Genomic DNA, 22,499 nt, shown 5'->3' with positions numbered 1-22,499 from the left:
GCCAAGGCAGCGAACGTCGCCGGGATGAGACTGCTCAGATAACGGGAGCTCTGGCTAGCTGCGCCTCGCCAACGAACGCGTCTCGGTCAAGGCCGATTGCGCATTATGCAAAGCAAAGGATTTTTTTTTTTGATGGTGCCCGGGGTCGGACTCGAACCGACACGCCTTGCGGCGGGGGATTTTGAGTCCCCTGCGTCTACCTGTTTCACCACCCGGGCAGGGTGTCTGGCATCGGAACCGATGCCGTGCTGAGCCGAGGATTATGCCGCAAATCCACCCGCCCGACAACCGGCGTCCGGTTGGTTCAACGCCCGCGCCGGGCCCGGGCGGTGCGGTTGCGGTCGTAGTACTCGGGCGGCTTGCGGGCGATCCAGCGGATGAACTCGGCCATGGCGGGGTGGCGGCGCAGCGCGTGCCAGTCGTGGAAGGTGGTCGCCAGTTCGGCCTCGGTGAAGACGGAATGGATCTTCTGGTGGCAGACGCGGTGCATCGGCACGACCTCGCGGCCGCCGTGGCTGCGCGGGACGGGATGGTGCAGGTCGGTGCTGGGGCCCGGCACCAGTTCGCGGCCGCATAAGGGGCAGCGCGTGGCGGCCGGACTGTCCGGGGGTGGGGGCGGGGGGCCGAGCTGGCTGGCCCGGCCGGAGCGCAGGTGGCGTTTGACGACCATGGATAAACGGTAGTGGCACGGATGGCCTGCGGCACGCAAATCCGGTTAGGATCGCCGGCACGGCGCACGTCATGCGATCGGCGCCGGCCTTCCAGCTACCGCAACGCACCGAACGCCATGACCGACCAAGCTTCGCTGGCGAGCCTTGCCAGCCTTCCCTCGCAGGATCCTGAGTTCTACGACCGAGAATATAACAACCGCGCCAATGTGCCGGACAACCCGGCGCATATGGCACGCTGGGCGCAGTGGTCCGCCGAGGTGCGCGAGCGCGGCGGCTTCCTCGCCGACCTGAGCTATGCCGGCGCGTGCGCACGGCATCCGCAGGACCAGACGCTGGACTATTTCCCGGCGCAGAGGGCGAACGGATCGCTGCCGCCGCTGCTGGTGTTCGTACACGGCGGCTATTTCCGTGCGCTGGACAAGCGCGACCACAGCTTTGTCGCCAGCGTGCTGCCGGCGCTGGGCGTAGCGGTGGCGGTGGTCAACTACTCGCTGGTGCCGTCCGTGACGGTGCCGGAGATCGTGCGGCAGGTGCTGGACAGCGTTGCCTGGCTGTACCGCGAGTCGGACCAGTTCGGGCACGATCCGGACCGGCTGTTCGTGGCCGGGCATTCCGTCGGCGGCCACCTGGTGGCGATGCTGATGGCGGCGCGCTGGCCGGAGCTCGGCGCCGATCTGCCGGTCGACCTGGTCAAGGGCGGGCTCTCGGTCAGCGGGCTGTACGACATGGAGCCGCTGCGGCGCGCGGCCTTCCTGCAGTGCGACCTGCGGCTGTCGGAAGAGGATGTCGCGCGCCTGTCGCCGGCGTTCATGCCGCCGGCCGGCGCAGCGCCGCTGGCGCTTGCCGTGGGCGAGCTGGAGGCGGACGAGTACCAGCGCCAGCATGCGCTGATGCGCGCGGCGTGGCCGGCCAACGTGGGGCACCCGGCAGCGAGCGATATCGTGCTGCCGGGCTGCCACCACTTCAATGTGCTCGACGGCTTCAGCGAGGCGGACAGCACGCTGACGCGCGCGGTACTGCGCCTGATGGGCCGCTAGGGCAGGGTCGGTCAGTCCTCGAGCACGCGCAGCAGCGACGACGTATCGTCCTTGCCCCAGCCGTTGGCCATCAGCATGCGCAACTGCGCCGAGGTGGCCTGCATCGCCGGCAGGTCCAGGCCGATTTCCTCGGCGATATCGCGCGCCAGCCCGAAGTCCTTGTCGTGCAGGCGCGCCTCGATGCCGGCGGCGAAGTTGCGCGCCACCATCTTGGGGCCCATCAGGTCGAGCATGCGGCTGCCCGCCATGCCGGTCGCCATGGCCTCGAACACGCGGCCGGTATCGACGTTCTGTGCGGCGGCAAAGCGCATGGCTTCGGCGATGCCTTCGATATTGACCACCTGCGCGATCTGGTTGCACAGCTTGGCGACCTGGCCGGCGCCGTTGTCGCCGATATGGGTGATGGTCTTGCCCAGCAGTTGCAGCAGCGGGCGCACGCGCTCCAGCATCTCGGGCTTGCCGCCGACCATGATGGTAAGCGTGGCGGCCTCGGCGCCCGCGGTGCCGCCCGACACCGGGCAGTCCAGCGCCTCGATGCCCCGCGCGGCCAGCGCCGCCGCGATCTCGCGCGTGACGATCGGCGAGATGGTGCTGTGGTCCACGCAGATGGTGCCGGGCGCGGCGCCGTGGATCACGCCTTGCTCGCCCAGCAGCACTTCGCGCACGTCTTCGGACGAGGTCACGTTGGTGAAGACGACGCTGGCGCCGCGCGCGGCTTCGGCCGGCGTGAAGTACGGTTCCGCACCCATGGCGCGCGCGGCCTCGGCGGCCTCCGGGCGGCGCACGAAGGCGCGCACGGCATGGCCGGCCGCCAGCAGGTGGCGGACCATGTGCGAGCCCATGGCGCCCAGGCCGATAAAGGCAACGGTGGTGGGGGTGGTGGTCATGCGAATGCTTCCTTTCAGGCTTGAGGCAGCGGGCTACTTTTCGCCCGCATAGGCGAACTTGCCGTTGCGGATCACCCCCATCACGCGTGAACGCTGGTCGAAGCCCTGGTGGTCCTTCGGGTTCATGTTCATCACGCCATTGGGGATGGTGAGGTTGGTGGTGGATTCCAGCGCGTCGCGCATGGCGGCGCGGAATTCGCGCGTGCCGGGCTGGGCGCCCGTCTTGAGCGCGCGGCGCGTGGCATCGTCGAGCAGCATCCATGCGCCCCAGGCGTCGCCGGCGAACTGGGTCACGCTGTCGGCGCCGTACTTGGCCTCGTAGCGGTTGACGAAGTCCAGCGCGACCTTGCGCACCGGGTGGCTCTCGGGCAGCTGGCGCGCGACCACCACCGGGCCGGTCGGGAACAGCGTGCCTTCCACGTCCTTGCCGCCCATGCGCAGGAAGTCCCAGGTGGCGATGCCGTGGGTCTGGTAGACCTTGCCTTTGTAGCCGCGCTCGCCCAGCGTCTTCTGCGGCAGCACCGAGGGCGTGCCGGCGCCGGCGATCAGCACCGCGTCGGGGTTGGCGGCCATCAGCTTGAGCACCTGGCCGGTCACCGAGGTGTCGTTGCGCGAGAAGCGCTCGTTGGCAACGACCCTGATCTTGCGCACCTCGGCCAGCTTCGAGAACTCGCGCCACCAGCTTTCGCCATAGGCGTCGGCAAAGCCGATAAAGCCGACGGTCTTGACGCCGTGGTTGCTCATGTACTCGGTCAGCACGGTCGCCATGTGCGAGTCGTTCTGCGGCATCTTGAAGGCCCAGCGGCGCTTGGTGTCGGTCTGGGGCTCGACGATGGCGGCCGAGGCCGCCATCGCCACCATCGGCGTCTCGCTCTCGGACACGGCGTCGAGCGCGGCGATGGCGGTGGGCGTGATGTTGGGGCCGACGATCACGTCGACCTTTTCCTCGGAAATCAGCTTGCGCACGTTGCGCACCGCCGCGGCCGGGTCGGAGCCGTCGTCCAGGATCACGTAATGCGCCTTCTGGCCGCCCAGCGTCTGCGGCCACATCAGCACGGTGTTCTTGGAGGGGATGCCGATCGAGGCCGCTGGCCCGGTGGTGGATACGTCGATGCCGACGCGGATGTCAGCCAGCGCGGTGGCGCTGGCGCAGAGCAGGGCGGTGAGCACGGCGGCGGGCAGCAGGCGGGGCAGGTTCGGCATCTTGTCTCCTCCGTTCTTATATGTGACGGGAAAGGATAGCCGAACTCTGCCCGAGGGGCACGCCCGGGGCGCGTCAGCGCGCGCCCAGACGCCAGAGCGTGGTCACCTCGGCGGAACGCGCCGCATGCAGCGGGTCGATGGCGTCGCTCGCGCGCGGGTGGCGCGGGCGGATATCGGAGCGGCCCAGCACCTTCAGCCCGGCTGCCTCGATCCAGCCCATCAGTTCCTCGCGCGGACGCAGGCCCAGGTGTTCGGCCAGGTCCGACAGCAGCAGCCAGCCTTCGCCGTCCGGCTCCAGGTGCTCGGCCAGCCCTTGCAGGAAGCCGCGCAGCATGGCGCTGTCCGGATCGTAGACCGCGCGCTCGACCGGCGAGCTGGGCCGTGCCGGCACCCAGGGCGGGTTGCACACCACCAGCGGCGCGCGGCCTTCGGGGAACAGGTCGGCCTGCACGATCTCGACCTGCCCGGCATAGCCGAGCCGGTCGATGTTCTCGCGGGCGCAGGCGAGCGCACGCGGGTCCTGGTCGGTCGCCACGATGCGCTTCACGCCGCGCCGGGCCAGCACCGCGGCCAGCACGCCGGTGCCGGTGCCGATGTCGAAGGCCAGCGTCTTCGCCGGAAGCGGCTCGGCCGCGACCAGGTCGACATACTCGCCGCGCACCGGCGAGAACACGCCGTACCAGGGGTGGATGCGGTCTTCCAGCGCCGGGATCTCCACGCCTTTCTTGCGCCATTCATAGGCGCCGATCATGCCGAGCAGCTCGCGCATCGACGCAACGTAGGGTTCGTCGGCCGGGCCATAGACCTGCTCGCAGGCCTCGCGCACGTCCGGCGCGCGGCGCAGCGGTACGCTGTGGTCGGCCTCGAAAGGCAGCAGCAGCATGCCCAGCGTGCGGGCGCGCTGCGACTGCGCCAGCCGGTGCAGGTGGAAGGCCTCGGTGGGTGAGTGCGGCGCCGCGGCCTTGGCCTTCTGGCCGGGCCGGCTGGCCTTCTTGGGCTTGCGTTCGGTGCGGCGGGCCATTGCCTGCAGCAGTTGGCGCGCGTTCTGGAAGTCGCCGCGCCAGAGCAGGGCGGTGCCCTCGCAGGCCAGGCGGTAGGCGGTGTCGGCGCTGGTGGTGTCGTCGGCGATCACCACGCGCCGCGGCGGCGTGGTGCCGGCTTCGGAGCGCCAGGCGGCGCTGCGTTCGGCGCCGTCTTCGGTCCAGTGGATCCGGGGCAGTTCGCGCTCGGGGCTCACAGGGCCTCCGGCCGGTGCGGCGTGATGGATATGCAATGCATGGTTGGTCTGCTTCTTATATAGAGAGGGCGGCAGCGTGCCGCGCTCAGAGTTCGTAGGCTTCGTGGTCGCCGGACATGGCCTGCTCGACCAGCTTGCGGTTCAGCGTCGGCGAGAACAGCTCGATGAAGGTGTAGACAAAGCTGCGCAGGTAGGCGCCCTGCTTGACCGCCAGGTGCGTCACATTGCTGCCGAACAGGTGTCCGGCCGGGATCCCGCGCAGGTTGCGGTCGCGCTCCGCATCATAGGCGACCCCGGCGACGATGCCCACGCCCAGGCCGATCTCCACGTAGGTCTTGATCACGTCCGCGTCAATCGCCTCCAGCACGATGTCGGGCTTCAGGTGGCGCAGCTCGAAGGCCTTGTCGATCTTGGGCCGCCCGGCGAAGTTGGGGTCGTAGGTGATCAGCGGGTAGCCCATCAGGTCCTCGATCGCCAGGTGCTTCTTGTCCAGCAGCGGGTGGTCGGGTGGCGTAATCACCATATGCGTCCACTGGTAGCCCGGCAACGACACCAGGTTCTTGTCGTTGGTGATGCCTTCCGTGGCGATACCGATATCGGCCTGGTCGTGCAGCAGCATGTCGGCGATCTGCGTCGGGTTGCCCTGCTGGATCGACAGCCGCACCTTGGGGTAGCGCTTGGTGAACTCGCCGATCACCCGAGGCAGTGCGTAGCGGGCCTGCGTGTGGGTGGTGGCGATGGTGAAGTTGCCCTGGTCCTGTGCCGCATAGTCCATGCCGACGCGCTTCAGGCTTTCCACCTCCTGCAGGATCTTCTCCACGGAGCTGAGAATGCGCCGCCCAGGCTCGGTCAGGCTGCGGATGCGCTTGCCGTGGCGCGTGAAGATATCGACGCCCAGCTCTTCTTCCAGCTCGATGATGGCCTTGGACACACCGGGTTGTGATGTGTAGAGCGCTTTGGCGGCCTCGGTCAGGTTGTAGTTCTGCCGGACGGCTTCGCGCACGAAGCGAAACTGGTGCAGGTTCATATATCTAGGTTCGTATAAACAAACAACTTCTTATTAGTTTGAGGTATGAGGCCAGTTTATTACGATTCTCGAACTTTGTTAATGAACAGCCTGCCCTCAGTGCGTCCTCTCGCAGCAGCCACTTTGTGATGCGAGACCCACTGGCCAGGCCCAGCCGAGTCCTCCATGTCTGTTGCCTATACCGTTTCCGGTCTGTTTGTAGGCGTCCTCGTCGGTCTGACCGGGGTGGGTGGAGGCTCGTTGATGACGCCGCTGCTGACGCTGCTGTTCGGCTTCTCGCCGGCGACCGCGGTCGGCACCGACCTGGCCTTCGCGGCCATCACCAAGGGTTTCGGCACCATCGCGCACCGCGCCCACGGCCATGTGCAGTGGCAGGTGGTGCGGCGCCTGTGCATCGGCAGCCTGCCGACGGCGGTGGCCGCGATCCTGGTGCTCAAGAGCGCAGGTGAACTCAACGCCCAGTGGCTGCACGCGATCCGCGTGACCATCGGCGTGTCAGTGCTGCTGACCGTATTGTCGCTGCTGTTCCGCAAGCAGATGCTGGCCTGGCTGGAACGCAATCCGCGCTTCCAGCTGCACGGCCGCGCCCAGGTCATTGCCACCATCGCGGTCGGTGCCGTGATCGGCGTGCTGGTGACGGTATCGTCGATTGGCGCCGGCGCGGTCGGCGCCACGCTGATCCTGCTGCTGTACCCCCATATGAAGCCGGCCGAAGTCGCCGGTACCGACATTGCCTACGCCGTCCCGCTGACGGCGATTGCCGGGCTGGGCCATGTGTGGCTCGGCACGGTCGACTGGAATTTGCTGCTGGCGCTGCTGGTGGGCTCGATCCCCGGCATCTGGCTGGGCGCGCAACTGTCGCGGGCGCTGCCCGAACGGCTCGTGCGTGCCGCACTGGCAACCACGCTGACGCTGGTCGCCATCAAGCTCGTTTCCTGAATTCAACGAATACTGAACGGACCCCGCCATGTATCAGTACGACCAATATGACCAGCGCATCGTCGCCGAGCGCGTCGCCCAGTTCCGTGACCAGGTGCGCCGCCGCCTGTCCGACGAGCTGACCGAGGAAGAGTTCCTGCCGCTGCGGCTGCAGAACGGCCTGTACATGCAGCGTCACGCCTACATGCTGCGCGTGGCGATTCCGTACGGCCTGCTGTCGTCGAACCAGATGCGCAAGCTGGGCCATATCGCGCGCGAGTATGACCGCGGCTATGGCCACTTCTCCACGCGCCAGAACATCCAGTACAACTGGATGGAGCTGGAGCGCGTGCCCGACGTGCTGGCCGAGCTGGCCAGCGTCGAGATGCACGCCATCCAGACCTCGGGCAACTGCGTGCGCAACATCACCACCGACCACTTCGCCGGCGTCGCGCCGGACGAGTCGGTGGACCCGCGTGTGCTGGCCGAGCTGCTGCGCCAGTGGAGCACCTTCCAGCCGGAATTCGCCTTCCTGCCGCGCAAGTTCAAGATCGCCATCTCCGCCTCGGCCGACGACCGCGCCGTGGTGCAGATGCACGACATCGGCATCTATGCCTACAAGAACGCTGACGGCGAAGTGCGCCTGCGGATCCTGGCCGGTGGCGGCCTGGGCCGCACGCCGATCCTGGGCTCGGTGATCAAGGAAGACCTGCCGTGGCAGCACATGCTGACCTACGTCGAGTCGGCGATCCGCGTGTACAACCGCTATGGTCGCCGCGACAACAAGTACAAGGCCCGCATCAAGATCCTGGTCAAGGCCATCGGCGTGGAGAAGTTCGCGCAGGAAGTCGAGGAAGAATGGCAGCACAGCAAGGACGGCCCCGCCACGCTGACGCAGGCCGAGTTCGACCGCGTGGCGCAGTACTTCGCGCCGCCGGCCTATGAGAAGCTGGCCGATACCGACACCTCGTACGAGAAGCACCTGCTGGAAGACAAGGCCTTCGCGCGCTGGGTCAGCCGCAGCGTGCACGGCCACAAGGTGCCGGGCTACGCCGCGGTGACGCTGTCGACCAAGCCGGGCGTGGCCTCGCCCCCGGGGGATGCCACCGACACGCAGATCGAGACCGTGGCCGACCTGGCCGACCGCTTCGGCTTTGGCGAACTGCGCGTGGCGCACGAGCAGAACCTGGTGCTGCCGGACGTGAAGAAGCAGGACCTGTACGAGCTGTGGCAACTGGCCAAGAAGGCTGGCCTGGCCACGCCCAACATCGGCCTGCTGACCGACATCATCGCCTGCCCGGGCGGCGACTTCTGCTCGCTGGCCAACGCCAAGTCGATCCCCATCGCGCAGGCGATCCAGGACCGTTTTGACGACCTGGACTACGTCTACGACCTGGGCGAGATCTCGCTGAACATCTCGGGCTGCATCAACGCCTGCGGCCACCACCACGTCGGCAACATCGGCGTGCTGGGCGTCGACAAGGACGGTTCGGAGTGGTACCAGGTCACGCTGGGCGGCGCCCAGGGCAACAAGACCGCGCTGGGCAAGGTGATCGGCCCGTCGTTCAGCGCCGAGGAAATGCCCGAGGTGGTGACCCGCATCATCGACACCTTCGTTGCCAACCGCATCGAGGACGAACGCTTTATCGAAACTCTGTCCCGCATCGGCATCGCGCCGTTCAAGGAACGCGTGTACGCCGACAAGCAGCCGCGCGAGCGCGCTGAGGCCTGAGGACCGGAGACTGAACATGGCAAAGATTATTCAACTGCAACGCGACGGCGCCAATGTCGTCCCGGTCATCGTCGAAGATAACTGGACCGTGCTGCGCGGCACCGCCGAACAACCGCTGACCGACGAGCAGATCGCTGCCGCCGTGCAGAGCCAGGACGCCGTGCTGTTCCCGCTGTCGGTGTGGCTGGCCCACGAAGCGCTGCTGGCCGGCCGCGACGTGGCCCGCACCGGCGTGTGGCTGGCTCCGGAAGACGAGCCGGGCGACGTGGCCCAGTACTTCGAGCGCGTGTCGCTGGTGGCGGTGGACTTCCCGGTGTTCCGCGATGGCCGCGGCTTCTCGACCGCCTACCTGCTGCGCACCCGCTATAAGTGGAACGGCCAGCTGCGCGCCATCGGCGACGTGCTGCGCGACCAGCTCAACTTCATGAAGCGCTGCGGCTTCGACGCCTTCGCGGTGCGCGCCGACAAGAGCATCGACGACGCCATCAAGGGTTTCACCGAGTTCACCGTGACCTACCAGGCTTCGGTCGACGAGCCGCTGCCGCTGTTCCGCCGCGCCCGCACCGAAGGCGGCGCCGTGCAGCCGAAGGAAACGGCATGAGCACGGTGCTGAGCGAGATCGCGGTGGTCGACGCCGGCGCGGTGTCGGGGCTGCGGCCGCCCGCGCTGTGGGTGGCGCCGGAGTACACCGGCAGCATCGAAGCGCTGGAGCAGAAGGAACGCGAGCTGGGCGAGCGCCTGGCCGGAATCGCCACACGCTTTTTCCGCGCGCGCTTTGCCTCGAGCCTCGCGGCTGAAGACATGGTGCTGACTGATGCCATCCTGCGCGGTACCCCCGCCGTGCGCGCTGGCATCCGTGTCTTCACGCTGCAGACCGGACGCCTGCACGCCGAGACGCTGGCGGTGCTGGACAAGGTGCAGTCGCACTACGGGTACAGCATCGAGCAGTTCACGCCGGACGCGGAGGCGGTCGAGAACTACCTGAAGAAGCATGGCCTGAACGGCTTCTACGACAGCATCGACCTGCGCAAGGAATGCTGCGGCATCCGCAAGGTCGAGCCGCTCAACCGCGCGCTGTCGCACGCCGACGCCTGGCTGACCGGCCAGCGCCGCGAGCAGGCCGTGACGCGCGCCGAGCTGCCGTTCGAGGAAATGGACGAAGCCCGCGGCATCCCCAAGTTCAACCCGCTGGCGGACTGGAGCGAGCCGGAGGTGTGGGCTTACCTGAAGCGCCACAACGTGCCGATCAACGACCTGCACGCCAAGGGCTATCCCAGCATCGGCTGCGAGCCGTGTACGCGTGCGGTGCGCGCGGGCGAGGATGTGCGCGCGGGACGCTGGTGGTGGGAGAGCAAGGACTCGAAAGAGTGCGGGCTCCACGAACAGAACATCAAGCATTGAGGCCGGTACAAAAATGGGCATCATGAACGACATCGCAGAAGCCACCAGCAGCGTGGCGCACCTGTTGCAGGTACAGAACGACCATCTCGACCGCCTCGAAGCCGAGTCGATCTACATCATCCGCGAAGTGGTGGCCGAGTGCCGCAACCCGGCGCTGCTGTTCTCCGGCGGCAAGGACTCGATCGTGATGCTGCACCTGGCGCTGAAGGCGTTCCGCCTGGGCGACCGCAAGGTCGAGCTGCCGTTCCCGCTGGTGCATATCGACACCGGCCATAACTATCCGGAAGTGATCGAATTCCGTGACCAGCGCGTCGCCGAACTGGGTGCGCGCCTGGTGGTGGGCCATGTGGAAGACTCGATCAAGCGCGGCACCGTGCGCCTGCGCAAGGAAACCGATTCGCGCAACGCCGCACAAGCCGTGACGCTGCTCGAAACCATCGAGGCGCACCAGTTCGACGCGCTGATGGGCGGTGCCCGCCGCGACGAAGAGAAGGCCCGCGCCAAGGAACGCATCTTCTCGTTCCGCGACGAGTTCGGCCAGTGGGACCCGAAGGCCCAGCGCCCCGAGCTGTGGAGCCTGTACAACGCCCGCATGGCACAGGGCGAGCAGATGCGCGTGTTCCCGATCTCGAACTGGACCGAGCTGGACGTGTGGCAGTACATCGCCCGCGAGAAGCTGGCGCTGCCGCCGATCTACTATTCGCACCAGCGTGAAGTGGTGCGCAAGAACGGCCTGCTGGTGCCGGTCACGCCAATCACCCCCAAGCAGGACGGCGACGTCAGCGAAGTGCTGTCGGTCCGCTTCCGCACCGTCGGCGACATCAGCTGCACCTGCCCGGTGGCCAGCGTTGCCGATTCGCCGGAAGCGATCATCGCCGAGACCGCGGTGACCGAAATCACCGAGCGCGGCGCGACCCGCATGGACGACCAGACCAGCGAAGCCTCGATGGAACGCCGGAAGAAAGAAGGCTACTTCTGATCCCGGACGCAGCAAAGGAATTCAACATGACTCACCAAGCAACTCATCAAGGCCTGCTGCGCTTCATCACCGCCGGCTCCGTCGACGACGGCAAGAGCACGCTGATCGGCCGCCTGCTGTACGACAGCAAGGCCGTGCTGTCCGACCAGCTGACCGCGCTGACCAACGCCAAGAACAAACGCACCGCCGGCGAGCAGATCGACTTCTCGTTGCTGACCGACGGCCTGGAAGCCGAGCGCGAGCAGGGCATCACCATCGACGTGGCTTACCGCTACTTCTCGACTGCGCGCCGCAAGTTCATCATCGCGGACACGCCGGGCCACGAGCAGTACACCCGCAACATGGTCACCGGCGCCTCGACCGCGGACGCGGCCATCGTGCTGGTCGATGCCACCCGCGTCACCGTCACCGACGGCCGTGCCGAGCTGCTGGCGCAGACCAAGCGCCACTCGGCCATCCTGAAGCTGCTGGAGATCCGGCACGTGATCGTGGCCGTCAACAAGATGGACCTGGTCGACTACAGCGAGCAGCGCTTCAACGAAATCCGCACCGCCTACACCGAACTGGCCGCCCAGCTCGGCCTGAAGGACGTGCGCTACGTGCCGGTGTCGGCGCTGCGCGGCGACAACATCGTGCACGAGAGCGATGCCATGCCCTGGTACCAGGGCGAGCCGCTGCTGCCGCTGCTGGAAGAACTGCCGGTGGAAGAGGCCGCGCCCGAGGATGACGCCGCGCTGCGCTTCCCGGTGCAGCTGGTGATCCGTCAGGACGGTTCGCAGTCGGACGACTTCCGCGGCTATGCCGGCCGTATCGAAGCCGGCACCGTGCGCGTGGGCCAGAAGCTGCGCGTGCTGCCCGCCAACCGCGAGGCGGTGGTGGCCGAAGTGCTGACGCCCAACGGCGCCGCCGAATCCGCCAATGTCGGCGACACGGTCACCGTGCGCCTGGCCGAGGACGTCGATGTATCACGCGGTGACATGTTCGTCGCCGCCGATGCCGCCACCGCGCCGGCCAAGAAGCTGCAGGCGGACCTGTGCTGGTTCGACGACGAGTCGCTGAACCCGGCGCGCAAGTACGTGCTCAAGCACACCACGGCCAGCGTGTTCGCGCGCGTGTCGGCGGTGGACCGCGTGCTGGACGTGCATACGCTGTCGCACGAAACCGGCCGCCATGACATCCGCCTGAACGATATCGGTTCGGTGCAGATCTCGCTGCAGAAGCCGATCGTGTGCGATGCCTATGGCGACAACCCGGCAACGGGCGCCTTCGTGCTGATCGACGAAGCGACCAACCACACGGTGGCCGCGGGCATGATCCGTGCATTCTCCTGATCGGTAACGAACGGGAAGGGGCAACAGATGGACAAGCAGGCTCAGAAGACTTACGGCAAGGTGACCCTCATCGGGGCAGGCCCCGGTGCGGCAGACCTCATTACGGTGCGTGGTGCACGGCTTTTGGGCGAAGCCCAGGTGGTGCTGCACGATGCACTGGTGTCGCCGGAGATGCTGGCCTGGTGTCCGCAGGCGGAGCTGGTCGAGGTGGGCAAGCGCTGCGGCCAGCGCTCCACCGCGCAGCTGTTCATCAACCGCCAGATCGTCGACCTCGCCAGCAAGTACGAGCGCGTGGTGCGCCTCAAGGGCGGCGACCCGATGCTGTTCGGCCGCGCCGACGAGGAACTGCAGGCGCTGGAAGCCGCCGGCATCGAGTATGAGGTGGTGCCGGGCATTACCGCCGCGCTGGCCGCCGCCTCGGCGATCGGCAAGCCGCTGACCAAGCGCGGCGTGTCGCGCAGCGTGGCCTTTGCCACCCAGGCCAAGGCGGCGGACGGTGAAGGCTCCGCCGATATCGAGGCCGCGGTCAAGGCCGATACGCTGGTCTACTACATGGGCCGCGACCAGGCCGCCTCGATTGCCGCGCAACTGATCGCGCATGGCAAGCCGGCGTCGACGCCGGCATGGGTGGTCGAAGCCGCCACCACGCCGCAGCAGCGCAGCCGTGAATTCACGCTTGGCCAGATGGCGGCGGGAGAAGCGGCGGCCTGGATCGATCCGGTGCAGCCGAGCCTGCTGATGATCGGCGCGGCACTGGCCGCGCGCGCGACGGAAGCGCCGCGCGACGACGCTGGCGAGACCATCGACCGTACGCCGCGCGCCGCCTGACTCCGCGCAGTCCCCGAAAAACAAGAAGCCCTGTGACGGCATGTCGCCGTCACAGGGCTTTTGTCATTGGCACGCGGGTCAGGGTCAGGCCTGTCCGGTAGCGGCGGCTGGCAGCGAGGCGATGCAGTAGGCCGCGATCGCGTCCAGCACCGCATCCGCTTCGCCCACCGCCGTGGCGCAATGGATGCGCAGGCCGGGTTGGGTTTGCCTGCATTGGTCGAGCAGCGCGGGCAGGTCGCGCCGCAGGTGACCACCCTGGCCGAAGAACACCGGCACCACCGTAACCTCGGCCACGCCGCTTGCCGCAAGATCGGCCAGCAATTCCGGCAGGCCGGGCGACATCAGTTCGAGGAAGGCCAGCCGCACCTCGCAATGGGGCAGGGCGGTGGCCAGCTTCTGCTGCAACCGGTCGAACGGTTCGCGCCAGCGTGCATCGCGCGCCCCGTGCGCGAACAGTACCAGGGCCTGGGCGGAGGCGGTCATGGCAGCGCGTCCGTCGGTGCCGGCTCAGTGACGATCCACCCAGCGCAGCGCCAGCAGCGCCAACATCAGGTAGAGCGTGCCTGGCACCAGCGCCGAGATGATCGGTGGCCACGTATGCAGCAGCCCCACGTGCGAGAACAGCGTGTTCGACAAGTGGAACGACAGCCCCAGCATGATGCCGCCGAACACCTTGACGCCGACCGCGCCGGCACGGGCGTGGAGATAGGCGAAGGGCAGGGCCAGCGCCACCATCACGAACAGCGTCAGCGGGTAGATCACCTTCTTCCAGAACGCGATCTCGTAGCGCTGCGTGTCCTGCTTGTTGTCGCGCAGGTGGCGGATATAGCGGAACAGATCCAGCGTCGACATGCGCTCGGGCGTCACCAGCAGCACCGACAGGATCTGCGGCGTCAGCTCGGAATGCATGGTCACGCGCGGGAACTTCATCTGCTCGGCACGGAAGACAGGCGCCAGCGCGTCGCTGCGCGCGGCGGGCTGTGCCGCCGGCGTCGGTTGCGCCGTCTTGGCCAGCTCCGCAAAACGCGTCTCGCTGACGTTCTGCAGTTCCCACGACTGACCGCCCTGGTAGCGCCCTTCCTGCGCCACGCGGATCACGCGCAGGCGGTACTCGGGATCGAATTCGTAGATCGTGATGCCGGTGATGGTCTGGTCCGGACGCAGCCCCGCCACGTTGACGAAGCGGGTGATCTCGCCGCCGTCGGTGGCGTCCTTGTCGCGGTCCTTGACCCAGACCCCGGAGCGGAAGCCCGCGGACACCGTCGCGCCGATCGCCTCGAGCTTGATCTTCTGCGCATACTGCTCCGCGCGCGGGCCGATGAACTCGCCGAAGATAAACGTCACCAGCGCCAGCGGCACCGCCAGCTTGAACAGCGAGAACAGCGCCTGGCGCGTGTTCAGGCCGGCCACGCGGAAGATGGTGTACTCAGACTGGCTGGCGAGCTGCGAGAACACGTAGATCGCGCTGATCAGCACTGCAATCGGCAGTACCTCATACACCCGCGTGGGCGCCTGCAGCAGCACGTGGAACAGCGCGACCAGCGAGGTGTACTGGCTGTTGACGTTCTCCAGCTCGTTGAGCATGTCGAAGAACACGAACAGCGACAGCACCGCGAACAGGATAAAGGCGAACACGCCGTAGACCAGCCGGCCGAAGTAGCGTTCATAGACGCGCAGGATCCTCATGCCCGGCCTCCGGTGGGCGCGGCATTGCGGCGGCGCAGTCCGAACACCGCCCTCCAGCCGCCCAGGCTGCGGTTTTGCCGGTAGCGGAACAGCATCAGCGCTCCCAGGAACACCGCCAGGTGGATCGGCCACCATGCCAGCCAGAACGGGATCGCGCCCGAGCGCACCCAGGACTGCGACAGGTTGATCAGGTTGCTGTAGGTCAGGTAGATCAGCACCGCGAACACCAGCGGCGTGTAGCGGCCCAGGCGCGGGTTCACGTAGGCCAGCGGGATCGCGATCATCACGAAGTTGAAGGCCAGGATCGGCAGCGAGATGCGCCACACCAGCTCGCCCAGGTTCTCCGGCGTCGGATTGCGGATCAGGTCGATGGTGTCGCGGCTCTTGGGCGGCAGCTTGGCCTCCGACTCAGGCGGCTTGCTGTCCACCTTGACCGCATAGCGTTCGAACTCGATGATGCGGTAGTCGATCTGGCCCGGCGTGCCGGAATAGCGGCGGCCGTTCTCCATCACCACCAGCCGGTCGCCGTTGGGCATGGTCTCGAAGCTGCCCTGGTGCGCCAGCGCCACGCCGATCTTGTCGGCCTCGGAATTGGCGACGAAGACATTGCGCGCATGCTTCATGTCGGCGTCGATGCCCTCGATGAACAGTACGTAGTTGGCCTTGGCGGGCTCGATAAAGCGCCCGGCGGCGATCATCGAGATCACGCCGCGCTGCTCGAAGCGGTCGCGAAAGAGCGCGCTCTGCTGGTTGGCCCACGGCCAGGCGAACATGCCCAGCAGCAGCGCCAGCACGATGAGGGGCGCGGCGAACTGCAGCACCGGCTTGACCAGGTCGCGCAGCGAGATGCCCGCCGAGAACCACACCACCATCTCCGAATCCTTGTACCAGCGCGTGAGCACGATCAGGGTGGAGATGAAGAGCGTGGCCGAAAGCAGGATCGACAGGTAGCCGATGGTGGCCAGGCCGATCAGCATCAGCACGTCGTTGGGGCTGGCCTTGCCATTGGCGGCCAGCCCCAGGATGCGGATCACGAGCGACGTGAGCATGAAGGTCAGCATCACCAGGAACACCGCCCCGGCGGTGTAGGCGAGCTCGCGTCGCAGGGCTTGTTGAAGGATCATGCGGGTTCGGTTCCGGTCTGCCGGCCGGAGCGGGCGATGTGCCGTGCGAGATGTGCCTGGGAGAACAGCTGACAAGACAGCGGGCTGTCAGCGGGGCGGATCAGCGGCGGCAGGTCGCGGGTGAAAATCGCGGATAATAGAGGCTTTCGTGTCTAACGAGCCCCTGGAAGGAAGCGCGATGGAATTTAGCACAAAAGCCCTGGATTGGAGCAAAGCCGGCCAAAATGGTTTCCTGGCGACCAAGACCGACTGCCTGGTGGTCGGCCTGTTCGAAGGCCAGAACCTTGCCGGCGTGGCCAAGGCGCTGGACGTGGCCACGAAGGGCTTGGTGGCGCGGCTGGTCAAGCAGGGTGACTTCGAAGGCAAGCGCGGCACGCACCTGATGCTGCACGAAGTCGCCGGCGTGGGCGCCGCGCGGGTGCTGCTGGTGGGCCTGGGCAAGGAGGCCGAGTTCTCGGACAAGGCCTTTGCCGACGCCGTGCGCACCGCCGTGCGTGCCTTGTCGTCCACGCGTGCGGCCTCGGCGCTGTGGTGCCTGGCGCAACAGGCGCCGCAGCAGCGCGATGTCGCCTGGTCGGTCATCACCACCATCACGCTGGTGCGCGACGCCGGCTACCGCCTGCTGGAGCGCCACCCGGGCCTGAAACGTGCCAATGCGCACAATGCCGCCAACGGCAAGCCCAACGGCAAGCCCAACGGCACTGACAAGTCCTCGCTGCGCAAGGTCGTGATCGCGGTGGACAGCGACGATGCCCGCGCCGCCACCCAGGCCGCAGTGCGCGGCACCGCCATCGCCAACGGCATGGAACTGACGCGCGATCTGGGCAACCTGCCGTCCAATATCTGCACCCCGACCTACCTGGCCAGCACCGCGCGCGGCATCGCCAAGCGCCACAAGCTCAAGGCCGAAGTGCTGGGCCGCAAGCAGATCGAGGCGCTGAACATGGGCGCCTTCCTCGCCGTGACCAAGGGCAGCGAAGAGCCGCCCCAGTTCATCGTGCTGCGCTATGACGGCGCCGGCGCCAAGCACTCACCGGTGGTGCTGGTGGGCAAGGGCATCACCTTCGACACCGGCGGCATCTCGCTCAAGCCGGGCGAGGGCATGGACGAGATGAAGTACGACATGTGCGGCGCGGCTTCGGTGCTGGGTACCATCCAGGCCGTGGCAGAAATGGGCCTGAAGCTGAACGTGATCGCCGTGGTGCCGACCTGCGAGAACATGCCCAGCGGCATCGCCACCAAGCCGGGCGATGTCGTCACCAGCATGTCGGGCCAGACCATCGAGATCCTGAACACCGACGCCGAAGGCCGCCTGATCCTGTGCGATGCGCTGACCTATGTCGAGCGCTTCAAGCCGGCCGCGGTGATCGACGTCGCCACGCTGACCGGCGCCTGCATCATCGCGCTGGGCCATATCAACAGCGGCCTGTACGCGCGCTCCGACCTGCTCGCCGACCAGCTGCTGCAGGCCGGCCGCCGCGCCATGGACACCGCCTGGCGCATGCCGCTGGACGACGAGTACCAGGACCAGCTCAAGTCCAACTTTGCCGACATGGGCAATATCGGCGGCCGCCCGGCGGGCAGCGTCACCGCGGCCTGCTTCCTGTCGCGCTTTACCGAGAAGTACGACTGGGCCCACCTGGACATCGCCGGCACCGCGTGGAAGAGCGGCGCGGCCAAGGGCGCCACCGGTCGCCCGGTGCCGATGCTGACGCAGTTCCTGATGGACCGCGCGGCCTGACCGCGGCGCGCAACCCAGGCATCGACAAGTCCATGACGCGCATCGACTTCCACAGCAACGTGCCGGACGTGCTCGGCTATGTCTGCCGGCTGGTCCGCAAGGCCTACGGCGCCGGCCAGAAGGTCGTGATCCACGGCGCGCCGGCGCAGCTGGCGGACCTGGACGCGCGCCTGTGGACGTTTTCGGCGCTGGACTTCCTGCCGCATTGCGGGCTCGAGAGCCCCAATGCGGCGGTGACGCCGATCCTGCTGGCCGCCACCACCGAGGGCGTGCCGCACCACCAGCTGCTGATCAACCTGGCCGACGAGGCGCCGGCGCAATTCGCCAGCTTCGAACGCCTGATCGAGGTGGTGGGTGCCGGCGATGCGGCCCGCGAGGCCGGCCGCCAGCGCTACCGCTTCTATCGCGAACGCGGCTATCCGCTGACGCACCACGACATCGGCCAGCCCAAGGGAGACGCCGCATGAGCGAACGCACCACTTCGCGGGTGATCCCGCGGCTCGGGCCGAACGACAGCATTCCGTTGCTGACCGAGGTTGTCGACCTGCCTGATATGGAAAAAGCGGCCGAAACGGCGGCGCCGGCTGCCGCTGCGCAGGAGGGGGTGATCGATACCTTCGGCATGGCCGAATCCGGTCTGGTCATGCATGTCGGCGATACGGGCGATGCCGTGGAGGACGTGGGCATCGCACCGGCATCGGCTGCAGATACAGGGGAGCCGGGCGAAGACGACCTGCGCGCCGTCCGCACCGAGTTGCTGACGCGCGTGATGATGCGCTTCCGCACCGAGTGGCCGCAGGTGGTCGCTGCCCACACCGAAGCCACGCTGCAGTCGCGGCTGGCACCGCTGACGGCGCAACTGGCCAGCGAGCTGACGCAGTCGCTGGAAGCGCGCCTGGTGGAGTGGCTGGATGCGACGCTGGAAGAGATTGAGAGGACGCCGGGCGGGGACTGAGCCTCCGGGTTTTCCAGGAAAAAAGCCTGCGATCGCTCGCAGGCTTTTTTTTCCTTGACATGACCAGGACGACGATCAGTCCGTCACCGCCCCCTTGCTCGCCGTCGACGCCAGCTTCGAGAACTTGGCCAGCACGCCGCGGGTATAACGCGGCGCCGGCTGCTTCCAGTTGGCGCGGCGCTTGGCCAGCTCTTCGTCCGCCACGTTCAGCTGCAGCAGCAGCTTGTGCGCATCGATGGTGATCGAATCGCCTTCCTGCACCAGCGCGATGGTGCCGCCCACGTACGCTTCCGGCGCCACGTGGCCGACCACCATGCCCCAGGTGCCCCCCGAGAAACGGCCGTCGGTGATAAAGCCGACCGACTCGCCCAGGCCCTTGCCAATGATGGCCGAGGTCGGGGCCAGCATTTCCGGCATGCCGGGGCCGCCCTTGGGGCCGAGGTAGCGCAGCACCAGGATGTCGCCCGCGTTGATCTTGTCGGCCAGGATGGCTTCCATTGCGCTCTGCTCGTCCTCGAACACGCGCGCCGGGCCGGTGATGACTGGGTTCTTCAGGCCGCTGATCTTGGCGACCGCGCCTTCTTCGGCCAGGTTGCCCTTCAGGATGGCCAGGTGGCCCTCGGCGTAGAGCGCCTTCTCGATCGGCAGGATCACGTCCTGGTCGGCACGCGTGGTGTCGGGCACGTTTTCCAGCTCTTCAGCCAGCGTGCGGCCGGTGATGGTCAGGCAGTCGCCATGCAGCATGCCAGCCTTGAGCAGGATCTTCATGACCTGCGGAATGCCGCCTGCCTTGTGCAGGTCCGTCGCCACGTACTGGCCCGACGGCTTCAGGTTGCAGATCACCGGCACCTTGCGGCGGATGCGCTCGAAGTCGTCGATGGTCCATTCCACTTCGGCGGCATGGGCGATCGCCAGGTAGTGCAGCACGGCGTTGGTCGAGCCGCCGGTGGCCATGATCAGCGCCACGGCGTTCTCGATCGACTTGCGCGTGATGATGTCGCGCGGCTTGATGTCCTTCTTGATCGCCTCGACCAGCACGCGGGCCGATTCGGCGGCGCTGTCGACCTTCTCCTGGTCCGGGTTGGCCATCGTCGACGAGTACAGCAGCGACATGCCCAGCGCCTCGAACGACGAGCTCATGGTGTTGGCGGTGTACATGCCGCCGCACGAGCCGGTCGACGGGCAGGCGTTCTGTTCCACGCCTTCGAAGTCTTCCTGGCTCATGCGGCCGGCGGTGAATTCGCCCACGGCCTCGAACGACGACACGATGGTCAGGTCCTTGCCCTTCCAGTTGCCCGGCTTGATGGTGCCGCCGTAGACGTAGATGCCCGGCACGTTGGTGCGCGCCAGCGCGATCATGCCGCCCGGCATGTTCTTGTCGCAGCCGCCGATCACGACCACGCCGTCCATCCACTGGCCCTGCGCGGCGGTCTCGATGCAGTCGGCGATGACTTCACGCGAGATCAGCGAGTACTTCATGCCCTCGGTGCCCATCGACATGCCGTCCGAGATGGTCGGCGTGCCGAACACCTGCGGGTTGGCCTCCGAGGCCTTGATGGCGTCGATGGCCGCATCGGCCAGGCGCTGCAGGCCGGCGTTGCAGGGGGTGATGGTCGAGTGGCCGTTGGCGATGCCCACCATCGGCTTGTCGAAGTCTTCCTTCTTGTAGCCGAGTGCGTAGTACATCGAACGGTTGGGGGAACGCGCCACGCCTTGCGTGATGTTCTGCGAGCGTTTGTTGAATGCCATGGTGGGGAATCTCCGGGGGATCTTCAGTGCCGGCTTGCGTGTGCTAGCGGCGCACGGCGGCGATGTTGTGGGCGAAAGGATGACGCTTGCGTTTTGGTGTGTCAAATATATTATTTGACCTTTATTGAGTCGAAAAACATATCAGGAGCCCGATTGGACCTGCGCCAGCTGCGTTACTTCGTCACAGTGGCCGAAGAGTTGCATTTCGGCCGCGCGGCGCGCCGGCTGTCGATGACGCAGCCGCCGCTGTCGCAGCAGATCCAGGCGCTGGAAGAGGAAATCGGCGTGCAGCTGTTCGTGCGCACGCGCCGCTCGGTGGTGCTGACGCCGGCCGGCCAGCAGTGGCTGCCTGAGGTGCGCCGGGTGCTGGCTGACGCCGCGGCGCTGCCCGGGCTGGCGCAACGGCTGGCGCGCGGGGAGGTGGGCTCGCTGTCGCTGGCCTTCGTCAGCACGGCCGACTATGGCATCCTGCCCGATCTGCTGCGGCGCTTCCGGGCGCGCCACCCCGAGGTGCAGCTGCAGCTGCGCGAGGCCACCAGCGACGTGCAGCTGGAAGCGCTGATGGAAGGGGCGATCGACGCCGGCCTGGTGATCCGACCGCAGCTCCCGGCCATGCCGCACGGCCTGGCCTACCTGCCGCTGGTGAGCGAGCCGCTGGTACTGGCCGTCCCGGACGGCTGGCGGCCGGCCGGCGGGGCGTTCGCGGCAAATGGCACGGTTTCGCTGCGCGAGGCGGCCCACGAGCCGCTGATCATCTTCCCGCGCCGAAGCGCGCCGGCGTTTTATGACATCATTACGGGCTACTATGCGCGCGAGGGCCTGGCGCCGGTGATCGCGCAGGAAGCCATCCAGATGCAGACCATTGTCAGCCTGGTGTCGGCCGGCATGGGCGTGGCGCTGGTGCCGGCGTCGCTGTGCAACCTTCGCCGCACCGGCGTGTCGTACCTGGCGCTGCGCGAGGCGGGGCCGCAGATCGAGACCGGCCTGGTCTGGCGCGATGGCGCGTCCACTGGTGCGGCGGGCGCCGCCGGCGTGGCGCCGGTGCTGCGTTCCTTCATCGAGATCGCGACCGCGCTCGCGCACGAGACGACCGCCACCGCCGGGCAAGACCCTCGCTGACTACATGCGGGCCCAGGCCCGTCCCCAACTCCATTCAGGCCAACATGCTGATTCATCCCCAGTTCGACCCGGTTGCCATCCACCTGGGCCCGCTCGCCATCCGCTGGTATGGGCTGATGTACCTGGCCGGGTTCATCATGTTCCTGGGCTTCGGGCGCCTGCGCATCCGCCAGCCGCATATCGCGGCCAAGGGCTGGACCACGCGCGACCTGGACGACATGCTGTTCTTCGGCGTGCTGGGCGTGATCCTGGGCGGGCGGCTGGGCTACGTGCTGTTCTACAAGCCGTCGTACTACCTGGCGCACCCGCTGGAGATCTTCAAGGTGTGGGAAGGTGGCATGGCCTTCCATGGCGGCTTCCTGGGCGTGATCGTGGCGATGTGGCTGTTCGGCAAGCTGCGCCGGCGCCACTGGATGGAGGTGACCGACTTCATCGCGCCGATGATCCCGTGCGGCCTGGCCGCCGGGCGCATCGGCAACTTTATCAACGGCGAGCTGTGGGGCCGCGCGACCGACCTGCCGTGGGGCATGATCTTCCCGCAGGCGGGCGACAACATCCCGCGCCATCCGTCGCAGCTCTACCAGTTTGCCGGCGAGGGCGTGGCGCTGTTTATCATCCTGTGGCTGTTCGCGCGCAAGCCGCGGCCGATGGGCGCGGTCTCGGGCGTTTTCCTGATCGGCTACGGCGCGTTCCGTTTTGCCGCGGAGTTCGCGCGCGAGCCCGACAACTTCCTCGGGCTGCTGGCGCTGAAGATGTCGATGGGCCAGTGGCTGAGCCTGCCGATGATCCTGGCCGGCATCGCCATGGTGATCTGGGCCTATCGCCGCCAGCCCGGCGCGGACGCGCCGCAGCCGGTGGCCTGAGCGACCGGCGC

22 protein-coding genes and 1 tRNA gene are annotated in these 22,499 nt (G+C 67.3%); 13 read left to right on the top strand and 10 right to left on the bottom strand.

All coding sequences use genetic code 11. The annotated features are described in order from the left end of the window. Positions 1-133 precede the first annotated feature (133 nt). Positions 134-218: transfer RNA gene (locus ABNX08_RS17605), tRNA-Leu, on the bottom strand. Positions 219-304: 86 nt separating this feature from the next. Beyond that, positions 305-670: an HNH endonuclease gene (locus ABNX08_RS17600; protein WP_022536420.1), complete on the bottom strand. Its 366-nt coding sequence runs from the start codon at positions 668-670 to the stop codon at positions 305-307. Positions 671-787: 117 nt separating this feature from the next. Between ABNX08_RS17600 and ABNX08_RS17595 the strand changes: the two genes are divergently transcribed. Continuing rightward, entirely contained in the window at positions 788-1,708 is a 921-nt protein-coding gene (locus ABNX08_RS17595) for an alpha/beta hydrolase (RefSeq protein WP_022536419.1), read from the top strand. Between the two features lie 11 nt (positions 1,709-1,719). On the opposite strand, the gene ABNX08_RS17590 is transcribed toward ABNX08_RS17595, so the two are convergent. The 4 genes from ABNX08_RS17590 to ABNX08_RS17575 form a co-directional block, all read right to left on the bottom strand. Continuing rightward, positions 1,720-2,595, bottom strand: coding sequence for an NAD(P)-dependent oxidoreductase (locus tag ABNX08_RS17590; protein WP_022536418.1), 876 nt, complete (start codon positions 2,593-2,595; stop codon positions 1,720-1,722). Positions 2,596-2,628: 33 nt separating this feature from the next. Next, complete coding sequence (locus ABNX08_RS17585; protein WP_349606272.1) at positions 2,629-3,798, bottom strand: ABC transporter substrate-binding protein; 1,170 nt, start codon at positions 3,796-3,798, stop codon at positions 2,629-2,631. Between the two features lie 73 nt (positions 3,799-3,871). Then, a complete protein-coding gene (locus ABNX08_RS17580; RefSeq protein WP_349606270.1) occupies positions 3,872-5,035 on the bottom strand; it encodes a class I SAM-dependent methyltransferase in 1,164 nt (387 codons plus the stop codon). Between the two features lie 85 nt (positions 5,036-5,120). Next, positions 5,121-6,062 (bottom strand): CysB family HTH-type transcriptional regulator, encoded by a 942-nt coding sequence (locus ABNX08_RS17575; protein WP_022536415.1) that lies wholly within the window; start codon positions 6,060-6,062, stop codon positions 5,121-5,123. Between the two features lie 165 nt (positions 6,063-6,227). Here ABNX08_RS17575 and ABNX08_RS17570 point away from each other — a divergent pair, with 165 nt between their 5' ends. From ABNX08_RS17570 to cobA, 7 genes are read left to right on the top strand one after another with little or no spacing between them, the layout of a single operon-like run. Then, on the top strand, positions 6,228-7,001 hold the full coding sequence (locus ABNX08_RS17570; RefSeq protein WP_022536414.1) for a sulfite exporter TauE/SafE family protein: 774 nt from the start codon (positions 6,228-6,230) through the stop codon (positions 6,999-7,001). Positions 7,002-7,029: 28 nt separating this feature from the next. Next, positions 7,030-8,712 carry a nitrite/sulfite reductase gene (locus ABNX08_RS17565; protein ID WP_022536413.1) on the top strand — a complete coding sequence of 561 codons (1,683 nt, stop codon included), beginning with the start codon at positions 7,030-7,032 and terminating at the stop codon, positions 8,710-8,712. Positions 8,713-8,728: 16 nt separating this feature from the next. After that, positions 8,729-9,313: a DUF934 domain-containing protein gene (locus ABNX08_RS17560; protein WP_349606268.1), complete on the top strand. Its 585-nt coding sequence runs from the start codon at positions 8,729-8,731 to the stop codon at positions 9,311-9,313. Next, positions 9,310-10,113 carry a phosphoadenylyl-sulfate reductase gene (locus tag ABNX08_RS17555; protein ID WP_349606266.1) on the top strand — a complete coding sequence of 268 codons (804 nt, stop codon included), beginning with the start codon at positions 9,310-9,312 and terminating at the stop codon, positions 10,111-10,113. The genes ABNX08_RS17560 and ABNX08_RS17555 overlap by 4 nt, the downstream gene beginning before the upstream one ends. Positions 10,114-10,126: 13 nt before the next feature. After that, complete coding sequence (cysD, locus tag ABNX08_RS17550) at positions 10,127-11,092, top strand: sulfate adenylyltransferase subunit CysD (RefSeq protein ID WP_022536410.1); 966 nt, start codon at positions 10,127-10,129, stop codon at positions 11,090-11,092. 26 nt (positions 11,093-11,118) lie between these two features. Continuing rightward, positions 11,119-12,423, top strand: a complete 1,305-nt coding sequence (locus tag ABNX08_RS17545; protein ID WP_022536409.1) for a sulfate adenylyltransferase subunit 1 — start codon at positions 11,119-11,121, stop codon at positions 12,421-12,423. 27 nt (positions 12,424-12,450) lie between these two features. After that, positions 12,451-13,251 carry a uroporphyrinogen-III C-methyltransferase gene (gene cobA / locus ABNX08_RS17540; RefSeq protein WP_022536408.1) on the top strand — a complete coding sequence of 267 codons (801 nt, stop codon included), beginning with the start codon at positions 12,451-12,453 and terminating at the stop codon, positions 13,249-13,251. A gap of 84 nt (positions 13,252-13,335) precedes the next feature. On the opposite strand, the gene ABNX08_RS17535 is transcribed toward cobA, so the two are convergent. From ABNX08_RS17535 to lptF, 3 genes are read right to left on the bottom strand one after another with little or no spacing between them, the layout of a single operon-like run. Beyond that, a complete protein-coding gene (locus tag ABNX08_RS17535; RefSeq protein ID WP_349606264.1) occupies positions 13,336-13,734 on the bottom strand; it encodes a CbiX/SirB N-terminal domain-containing protein in 399 nt (132 codons plus the stop codon). A gap of 24 nt (positions 13,735-13,758) precedes the next feature. Next, on the bottom strand, positions 13,759-14,937 hold the full coding sequence (gene lptG / locus ABNX08_RS17530; protein WP_022536406.1) for an LPS export ABC transporter permease LptG: 1,179 nt from the start codon (positions 14,935-14,937) through the stop codon (positions 13,759-13,761). After that, complete coding sequence (gene lptF, locus ABNX08_RS17525) at positions 14,934-16,061, bottom strand: LPS export ABC transporter permease LptF (RefSeq protein ID WP_022536405.1); 1,128 nt, start codon at positions 16,059-16,061, stop codon at positions 14,934-14,936. The genes lptG and lptF overlap by 4 nt, the downstream gene beginning before the upstream one ends. Before the next feature lie 178 nt (positions 16,062-16,239). On the opposite strand from lptF, the gene ABNX08_RS17520 reads away from it, so the two are divergent. The 3 genes from ABNX08_RS17520 to ABNX08_RS17510 are packed head-to-tail and all read left to right on the top strand — an operon-like array spanning position 16,240 to position 18,757. Continuing rightward, positions 16,240-17,802, top strand: coding sequence for a leucyl aminopeptidase (locus ABNX08_RS17520; RefSeq protein WP_349606262.1), 1,563 nt, complete (start codon positions 16,240-16,242; stop codon positions 17,800-17,802). Between the two features lie 32 nt (positions 17,803-17,834). Then, the gene (locus tag ABNX08_RS17515; RefSeq protein ID WP_022536403.1) at positions 17,835-18,269 is read left to right on the top strand and encodes a DNA polymerase III subunit chi; all 435 of its coding nucleotides are present in this window, start codon (positions 17,835-17,837) and stop codon (positions 18,267-18,269) included. Continuing rightward, positions 18,266-18,757, top strand: coding sequence for a hypothetical protein (locus ABNX08_RS17510; RefSeq protein WP_349606260.1), 492 nt, complete (start codon positions 18,266-18,268; stop codon positions 18,755-18,757). The genes ABNX08_RS17515 and ABNX08_RS17510 overlap by 4 nt, the downstream gene beginning before the upstream one ends. A gap of 75 nt (positions 18,758-18,832) precedes the next feature. Here ABNX08_RS17510 and ilvD read toward each other — a convergent pair whose 3' ends face one another. Beyond that, positions 18,833-20,506 (bottom strand): dihydroxy-acid dehydratase, encoded by a 1,674-nt coding sequence (gene ilvD, locus ABNX08_RS17505; RefSeq protein ID WP_349606259.1) that lies wholly within the window; start codon positions 20,504-20,506, stop codon positions 18,833-18,835. 153 nt (positions 20,507-20,659) lie between these two features. Here ilvD and ABNX08_RS17500 point away from each other — a divergent pair, with 153 nt between their 5' ends. Both ABNX08_RS17500 and lgt read left to right on the top strand, forming a co-directional pair. Further along, entirely contained in the window at positions 20,660-21,625 is a 966-nt protein-coding gene (locus ABNX08_RS17500; protein WP_349606258.1) for a LysR family transcriptional regulator, read from the top strand. A 44-nt stretch (positions 21,626-21,669) separates the two neighbouring features. Beyond that, positions 21,670-22,488: a prolipoprotein diacylglyceryl transferase gene (lgt, locus tag ABNX08_RS17495; protein WP_022536399.1), complete on the top strand. Its 819-nt coding sequence runs from the start codon at positions 21,670-21,672 to the stop codon at positions 22,486-22,488. Positions 22,489-22,499: the final 11 nt, after the last annotated feature.

Origin of the sequence: Cupriavidus sp. DF5525 (assembly GCF_040149425.2) — a bacterium.
Classification (GTDB): domain Bacteria; phylum Pseudomonadota; class Gammaproteobacteria; order Burkholderiales; family Burkholderiaceae; genus Cupriavidus; species Cupriavidus pickettii_A.
This window is presented reverse-complemented; position numbering and strand designations above follow the sequence as displayed.